Source organism: uncultured Leptotrichia sp., from assembly GCF_938036635.1.
Lineage (GTDB): Bacteria > Fusobacteriota > Fusobacteriia > Fusobacteriales > Leptotrichiaceae > Leptotrichia > Leptotrichia hongkongensis.
Genome location: NZ_CALHQO010000176.1, coordinates 1 through 7,746, shown reverse-complemented (window position 1 = coordinate 7,746; position 7,746 = coordinate 1). Strand labels below are relative to the sequence as shown.

General features: G+C 29.9%; 6 protein-coding genes. 4 read left to right on the top strand and 2 right to left on the bottom strand.

Translation table 11 applies throughout. The features are described from left to right. Positions 1-75: 75 nt before the first annotated feature. Positions 76-2,067 (bottom strand): TonB-dependent receptor, encoded by a 1,992-nt coding sequence (locus Q0370_RS03540; RefSeq protein ID WP_299572226.1) that lies wholly within the window; start codon positions 2,065-2,067, stop codon positions 76-78. A gap of 181 nt (positions 2,068-2,248) precedes the next feature. Here Q0370_RS03540 and Q0370_RS03535 point away from each other — a divergent pair, with 181 nt between their 5' ends. From Q0370_RS03535 to Q0370_RS03520, 4 genes are all read left to right on the top strand, one after another. After that, positions 2,249-2,752, top strand: coding sequence for a flavin reductase (locus Q0370_RS03535; RefSeq protein ID WP_039901276.1), 504 nt, complete (start codon positions 2,249-2,251; stop codon positions 2,750-2,752). A 339-nt stretch (positions 2,753-3,091) separates the two neighbouring features. Next, a complete protein-coding gene (mgtE, locus tag Q0370_RS03530; protein WP_299572221.1) occupies positions 3,092-4,438 on the top strand; it encodes a magnesium transporter in 1,347 nt (448 codons plus the stop codon). 46 nt (positions 4,439-4,484) lie between these two features. Continuing rightward, the gene (gene mgtE, locus Q0370_RS03525) at positions 4,485-5,831 is read left to right on the top strand and encodes a magnesium transporter (protein ID WP_299572219.1); all 1,347 of its coding nucleotides are present in this window, start codon (positions 4,485-4,487) and stop codon (positions 5,829-5,831) included. 75 nt (positions 5,832-5,906) lie between these two features. Continuing rightward, positions 5,907-6,437, top strand: coding sequence for a DUF5105 domain-containing protein (locus Q0370_RS03520; protein ID WP_299572216.1), 531 nt, complete (start codon positions 5,907-5,909; stop codon positions 6,435-6,437). Positions 6,438-6,609: 172 nt separating this feature from the next. Here Q0370_RS03520 and Q0370_RS03515 read toward each other — a convergent pair whose 3' ends face one another. After that, positions 6,610-7,593 carry an FAD-dependent oxidoreductase gene (locus tag Q0370_RS03515; RefSeq protein WP_299572214.1) on the bottom strand — a complete coding sequence of 328 codons (984 nt, stop codon included), beginning with the start codon at positions 7,591-7,593 and terminating at the stop codon, positions 6,610-6,612. Positions 7,594-7,746 lie beyond the last annotated feature (153 nt).

Genomic DNA, 7,746 nt, shown 5'->3' with positions numbered 1-7,746 from the left:
TATATATTTATAAAATACAGCCAAACAACTTTATAACAATTGCTTGACTGCCACTTTCCATATTTAAAATTATTTTTAGAAGTTGTAACTTACACCAACATAATATGTTCTTTCAGCTTCTGGGATATATGAATCTCCATTTTTATATCTGTAATATTTTTTATCAAATACGTTTTTAACTCCTGCTTGTACTCCTAAACCTGTTTTATGAGCATAACTTACTCCTAAATCTGTTGTAGAATAACCTTTTATTTTTTCATAGTTTCCATCTACGGAATTTGAGAAGTAATTAAAATCGGCTGTCAGATTTAATCCTGTCAATACTTCATAATTAGCTCCTAAAGTTGCTTTTGTTTTCGATACATAAGGTATTTTTTTGTTTTTATCTGCACCTTTGCTAATTTTTGCATCTACATAAGAAACTGATTCATTTATTCTAAATGTCCCAAAATATTGCTCTGCAAATAGTTCTACACCTTTTCTTTCTGTTTTCTGCAAGTTTTTATATGTCCAGTTTAATCCATGTCCACCTGGCACATCAATTAAAATTTCGTCATTTTTCTTAGTATAAAATCCTGTCAAGCTTACAAATGAAGGTCCAATCATATCTTTTATACCAATTTCATAAGTATCGTATTTTTCAGACTTCAGATTGTTTAGCACATATCCTTTTGTAATTGATTTATCAACCATTTCTGTTGGACTTGGAGATCTGTATCCTCTTTCATATTTTGCATAAACATTTCCCGTATCAGAATATTTAAAATTTAATCCTGTTTCATAAGCATTGTTACTCTTTTTAGTGTTTTTATTTATAACATTTCTTCCATCTGTTCTGTGAATATCATAATCAGCATGTTCATATCTATAACCTAAAGTTCCCTCAAGCTTATCTGTAAGAGAGTGTCTTCCTTGAACAAATGCTGAATGAGTATTTTTTTGCAAATCAATGTCTATAGTAGATGTTGGGAATAATCTACTGTTTCTCATATACATTGCGCCATAAGAACTTCTATTTGAATTATTTTTTATATATTCGTATCCAAAGATTACATTTCCTGAACCATAGTTGTATTTACCTTTTAAGTCAACTCCTGTTTTTCTATCTTTAAACTGTCCATCCGTCTTATGAGTCATTCTTCCAGCTGGAGCTTCCTGATCATAATCTCTAATTGTTTTCTGATTGTATCCTAACAACGAGAAAGTTAAATTGTCAGTAGGCTTGATTTCATAATTTAGGCTGTATTCTGTTCTATCCAAATCAGATTCTGTCAAAGTTGTTCCTGCCTGTTTTCTATCATTATTTAACTGTGCTTTAGTTATACCGTCGGATTCTTTTGACTCTTCCTTGTATCTTGTGGCTTTAAATCTTAATGTCTGATTATCACTGATGTTATATGTAAATCCACCTCTTAGATTTTCGCCATCTCTTTTATCTCCACGTCTATACCCATTTCCATTAATATTTTCATATCCCAAATCTAATAAGAAATTATCTGCAAATTTTATGCTTGTTCCAAACCCTAATTTATTTGTGTCAAATGAACTGTTTTGATAGTAAACCTTATTTTTTACAGGCTCTTCTTGCGTTTTCTTTGTAATTACGTTAATTACTCCACCAGCAGTTCCTCCACCGTAAAGTACAGTCCCTCCACCGTTAATAATTTCTATTTTTTCAATATCTTCAACTGAAATTGAATTTAGAGGTAAAATTGCATGCGACATATCAAGTATGTTTAAAGGAGACCCATCCACAAGAACTTTTACATTTTTAGCAGCTCCCTGAACTCCCTGTCCTCTTACATCCACAATATATCCAAATCCATTATTCACAAAATTTACACCCGGTGTACGCTTTAATATCTCTTCTATAGTGTTATACCCTTTATTGCGTATATCCTGAGATGTTACAATTGTAGTATTCTTAATTTGATTGCTCTGTACATCATCAAATCCCGTAGCTGTTACTACTGATTCTTCCAATTTTACATTAAATGTGTCATTGTCATCTCCAAATGCTATCATTCCAGCTACAATGAAGCTTAAAATTGCTAATTTTTTTAACATATTTTCTCCTTATTCTAAAATATTAAATTATTTAATTTCAGTTGATTTTCATCCAAAAAATATTTTGATTATAAAAATATTTTACTAAAAAATATTATACATGTCAATATTTACTTTTCGAAAAAATATGCTATAATAAAAATACTTGAAACTCTAATAAAAGATTTCGGAGGTGTTAGAAATGGGATTTCATGAGATTAAAATTCAGGATTTTGATTTAAATCCTTTTACAAGTACAGGTAAGGACTGGAGCCTTGTCACGGCGGGAGATGAGAATGGGATAAATACAATGACTGTCACGTGGGGAATGATGGGCTATCTTTGGCGAGGTCCTGTTATTTCGGTTTATATAAGACCTACAAGATATACTAAAAAATTTGTAGATGAGCAAAATTGTTTTTCTTTAAGTTTTTTTAATGGTTATAAAAAGGAACTTCACGTACTTGGACTGAAATCAGGAAGAGATGTAGACAAAATCGCAGAAGTTGGATTTAATCCAATATTCTTAGATGGTGTTCCTGCATTTGAAGAAGCAAAATTAGTTATTGTAGCCGAAAAATTATATATAGATGATATAAAACCTGAAAACTTCATAGATAAGAGCATACCTGAAAAACTATACACAAAGGAAGAGCCTCATATAGTTTATACAGGAAGGGTAAAGAAAATATACGTAAAAGACTGATTTTTATTATCTGCATAAATAAATACAATTAAAGGGAAACTCTTAAATTGAGTCCCTTTTTTTATTAAAAGAAATTTCTTAGAAATTTATTGACAATCATTGGTTTGTCTGATAAAATTTTATGGGCATAAAGTTCATTTTTTTAGAAATTTATGCTGATTTTATATTTTATGGAGGTGAATGTTTTGAACGAAGAAGTCCCGGAAGAGAAACTGAATAATCTAAAATTTACTAACCTATGCAAATAAAGGGAATATCTTCGTGTTGTTATTCTCCTTATTTTAATTTGCATAAGAAGTAAAAAACTTTAATAAATTGCAAAAAAGAAAGGAGATAACGATGGAAAACAACACTATTCAAACACTTATAAATGAAAAAAAATATTTTGAAATTAGAAAATATTTGAATGAATTAAATACTGTTGAAGTTTCAGAACTGTTAAATCAGTTTGAATCTTCTGAATTAATAATGATTTTTCGGCTACTTTCTAAAAACAGGGCAGCAGATGTGTTTTCATATTTGGATACAGAGCATCAAGAAATGATTATTAACACTATGACTGATGTTGAAACAAAAAATATATTTGATGAACTTTATTTTGATGATATTGTCGATATTATTGAAGAAATGCCATCAAATGTAGTAAAAAAGATTTTGAAAAATACTGACGCAAAAGATAGACATTTGATAAACCAATTACTAAAATATCCTGATAATTCAGCTGGAAGTATTATGACAACCGAATACATGGATTTAAAAAAGGATATGACTGTATCTCAAGCAATTTCAAAAATCAGAAATACTGTTGAAGACATGGAAAATATTTATACTTGTTATGTTATTGATGAAGTTAGAAAACTGGAAGGGGTAATTTCCTTAAAAGAACTTATTACAAGCGAAGATGACATTCCCATCCAAAGTATTATGAATAAAAATGTAATAAGTGTACACACAAATGATGATCAGGAAAAAGTCGCTGAAATAATAAAAAAATATAATCTTATTGTTCTTCCAGTTACAGATGATGAAAATAGACTTCTTGGGATAATTACAATTGATGATATAATGGATGTTGTGGAACAGGAAGCAACAGAAGATTTTCATAAAATGGCCGGAATTTCACCAGTTGAGGAGTCTTACCTTAAGACAAGCGCCTTTACTATGGCAAGACAGAGAATCAGCTGGCTTATTGTGCTTATGATTTCTGCCACATTTACAGGAAGAATTATAAAAAGCTACGAGGATGTACTGCAGTCTGTAGTTATACTTTCCTCATTTATCCCAATGCTTATGGATACTGGAGGAAATGCAGGAGCACAATCCTCAACCATTGTAGTCCGTGCTTTAGCATTAGGAGAAGTCAATATAAAAGATACTTTTAAAATACTAAGAAAAGAGTTTCTTATTTCATTTATAGTCGCCATTGTTCTGGCAGCAATTAATTTTCTAAGGATTATATCTTTGACAAAAACCCCTTTGAATGTTGCCATAACAGTTTCGGTAACTCTTGTCTTTGTAGTTATAATTTCAAAAATAATAGGTGCTTTCTTGCCTATCATTGCCAAAACATTTAAAATGGATCCAGCAATAATGGCAGGTCCATTAATAACTACAATACTTGATGCCTTAACTCTTACTATCTATTTTAGATTTGCAACTATATTTTTGAGCAACATCATAAAATAAATATTAAGTATCTATAAATAAAAAAATAGGAAAGTAAGGAGGAAAAATGAAAGAAATAATTGAAGCTCTTTTAAAAGAAAAAAAATACTTCGAAATAAAAAAACAATTAAATGAATTAAATACAGTTGAAATTTCTGATATATTAAACCAGTTCAAATCGCCTGAACTTGTGATAATGATTTTTCGACTGTTAAAAAAAGATAAAGCGGCAGATGTATTTCCATATTTGGATTCAGAACGTCAAGAAATGATTATTCATGCATCGACTGATATTGAAACACGTGAAATCTTTGACGAACTATACTTTGATGATATTGTTGACATTATTGAAGAAATGCCGTCTAATGTTGTAAAGAAAATATTGAAAAATACTGATAAAAAAGACAGACATTTAATAAATCAACTATTAAAGTATCCTGAAAATTCAGCAGGAAGCATTATGACAACTGAATATGTCAATTTTCAAAAAAATATGACTGTTTCAGAAGCAATTGAATTATTAAGAAAAACAGGAAAAGATAAAGAAAATATATATACATGCTATGTTACAAGCGAAAATGGAAAACTCGAGGGAGTACTTTCACTCAAAGAATTAATTGCAAAAAAAGACAATACAGTAATTGAAGATATTATGAACAAAAAATTTGTAAGCGTTCACACAGATGACGATCAGGAAGTTGTTGCAGATTTATTCAAAAAATATGATTTTATCGTTATGCCCGTTGTAGATCATGAAGGCAGAATTTTAGGAATTATCACAGTAGATGACGTAATGGATGTTGTCGATCAGGAAGTTACTGAAGATTTTCATAAAATGGCGGGGATTACTTCTTCTACTGATGATTCTTACTTAAAGACAAACGTTTTTACAATGGCAAGACAAAGAATTGGATGGCTTGCAGTCCTTATGATTTCTGACACAATTTCAGGAAATATAATACAGGGATATGAAAAAGTACTTGCAAAATCAATTATTTTGACAGCATTTATTCCAATGTTAATGTCAAGTGGAGGAAATGTTGGATCACAATCTTCAACTGTTGTAATCCGTTCACTAGCACTAGGGGAAATTTCTCCAAAAGATGCATTCAAAGTACTTAGAAAAGAATTTTCAATAGGTATTATGGTTTCAATAGTCCTATCAATTCTAAATTTTGTAAGACTAATTACTTTGGAAAAAATAAATCCGACAATCGCCTTTATTGTTTCAATAACTCTTGTATTTACAATAATAATCTCAAAAATAGTAGGAGCATTGCTTCCACTTGGAGCAAAAATTTTAAAAGCAGATCCAGCTGTTATGGCAACACCTTTAATAACGACTATTTCAGATGCTGTAACACTTATTATTTACTTTACTTTTGCAACGATGCTTCTAAAAAACCTTCAATAATATAAATCTAATGAAATACTGTCCATAAAATTATATAAGCATAGTATAATGTAGAAAAAATTGAAGGAGACATTTATGAAGGCAAAAATTTTAATTTTACTAAGCATGCTTTTATTTCTAGTAAGCTGTGGAACTCATCCTGCACAAAAAGATTTTGAGGAAAAAATGAAAATAATCCAATCAGGAGATATGTCAAAATTTGGCAAAGCTGAAGGAAATGTTAGTACTATTTTAGAAAATTTTAGCAAAGTATACGGTGAAGGAATGAAAAAAATAACTTACAAAGTTAATAAAGTCGAGTCAAAAGGAAACACAGCTACAATAAATGTTACTGTAAAAGCTCCCAATTTATCTTCATATATAGGTGAACTTCAAACTAGGCTCTCTGAAAGAATGTCTAAATCCATGCCCCAAAATAACGAAGATTTACAAAAAGAAATTATGCAAGTTGGAAAAGAATTCTTTAATGAGAAATTTAACAGCAAAGATTTAAAATATTTAGAAAAAACACTAGATGTAAAATATGTAAAAAATGGTAAAGACTGGGTAATTAGCGATGAAAATGAAGAATTTTTTAAAATAATTACTTTTGGAATTGCTAATTAAAATATGAATTTTCTTATCATTATAAGTACTCTAATTTTAATTAATTGGAGTATTTTTTTATGAAAATAAGGAATTTCATTAATCTTCTTTTTTTTATGTTTCTATAAAAAAACCGCACCTCTTATCTCGTGTTCAAGATTTTAGATGCAGTTCATTTTTCCTATTTTTTAAATTAATATTTTGTAATCAGATACTCAAATGCTCCTAATGCAGCTTTTGCACCTTCTCCCATTGCAATAATAATTTGTTTTTGTCTGATGTTTGTAACATCTCCCGCAGCAAAGATTCCAGCCACAGAAGTTGAATTATTTTCAGGATTAATTACAATTTCTCCAATTTTATTTGTTTCAACCAAGTCTTTTACAACTTCGCTTCTTGGTGACAACCCAATTTCCACAAACATACCTTCTACATTCAATGTTTTTTCTTCATCAGTTTCTCTACTTTTATAAACAATGCTTTCAACAAATTCATTTCCGTTTACTTTAACTGTTGCAGAATTTAAAATAGTTTTTACATTTGGCTGCTCAGCTAATTTTTCCTGTAGAACTTTATCTGCCTTTAATTCTGGCATAAATTCAATTAGTGTAACTGATTTTGCAATTCCAGACAAGTCAAGCGCTGCTTCCACACCTGAATTTCCCCCACCAATTACAGCCACATCTAGCCCTTTATAAAAAGGTCCGTCACAAGTTGAGCAGTAATGCACTCCCTTACCAACATATTCGGCTTCTCCAGGAATATTTAAACTTCTAGGTTTTGCTCCAGTTGCTACAATAACTGTTTTTGTTTTATAACTTTTCCCATCATCAGTTACCAAAATCTTATCTTTTCCATCTTCTTTTATCTCTTTTACTAAATGACCTTCCTTAAATGCGATTTCATGCTCTTTTAAATGTTTTTCCAAAGTTTCCGCAAATTTAGCTCCAGTTGTCAAAACAGTTCCGATAATATTCTCAATTTCATTTGTATCAAGAACTTGTCCACCAATTTTCACTCCAACCATCGCTACATTAAGCCCTTTTCTAGCCGCATAAATTGCTGCAGAGACAGCCGCAGGCCCAGAACCAACTACAGTTACATCATAAAGCTTATTTTCATCAATTTTTACTAATTTTCCTCCATCTAAAGCACCAAGATTCAAGCTAAAATCCATTTTCCATACCTCCAAATTTAATTTTTATTTATTTCATAATAATTCATTTAATTTTGTAATCATTACAATTTATTTTAATATAATTTTCTAAAATTGTCAACAGTAAAATTTTAACTTTAATAAATGTTATATTTAATTTATTAACAATTTCCA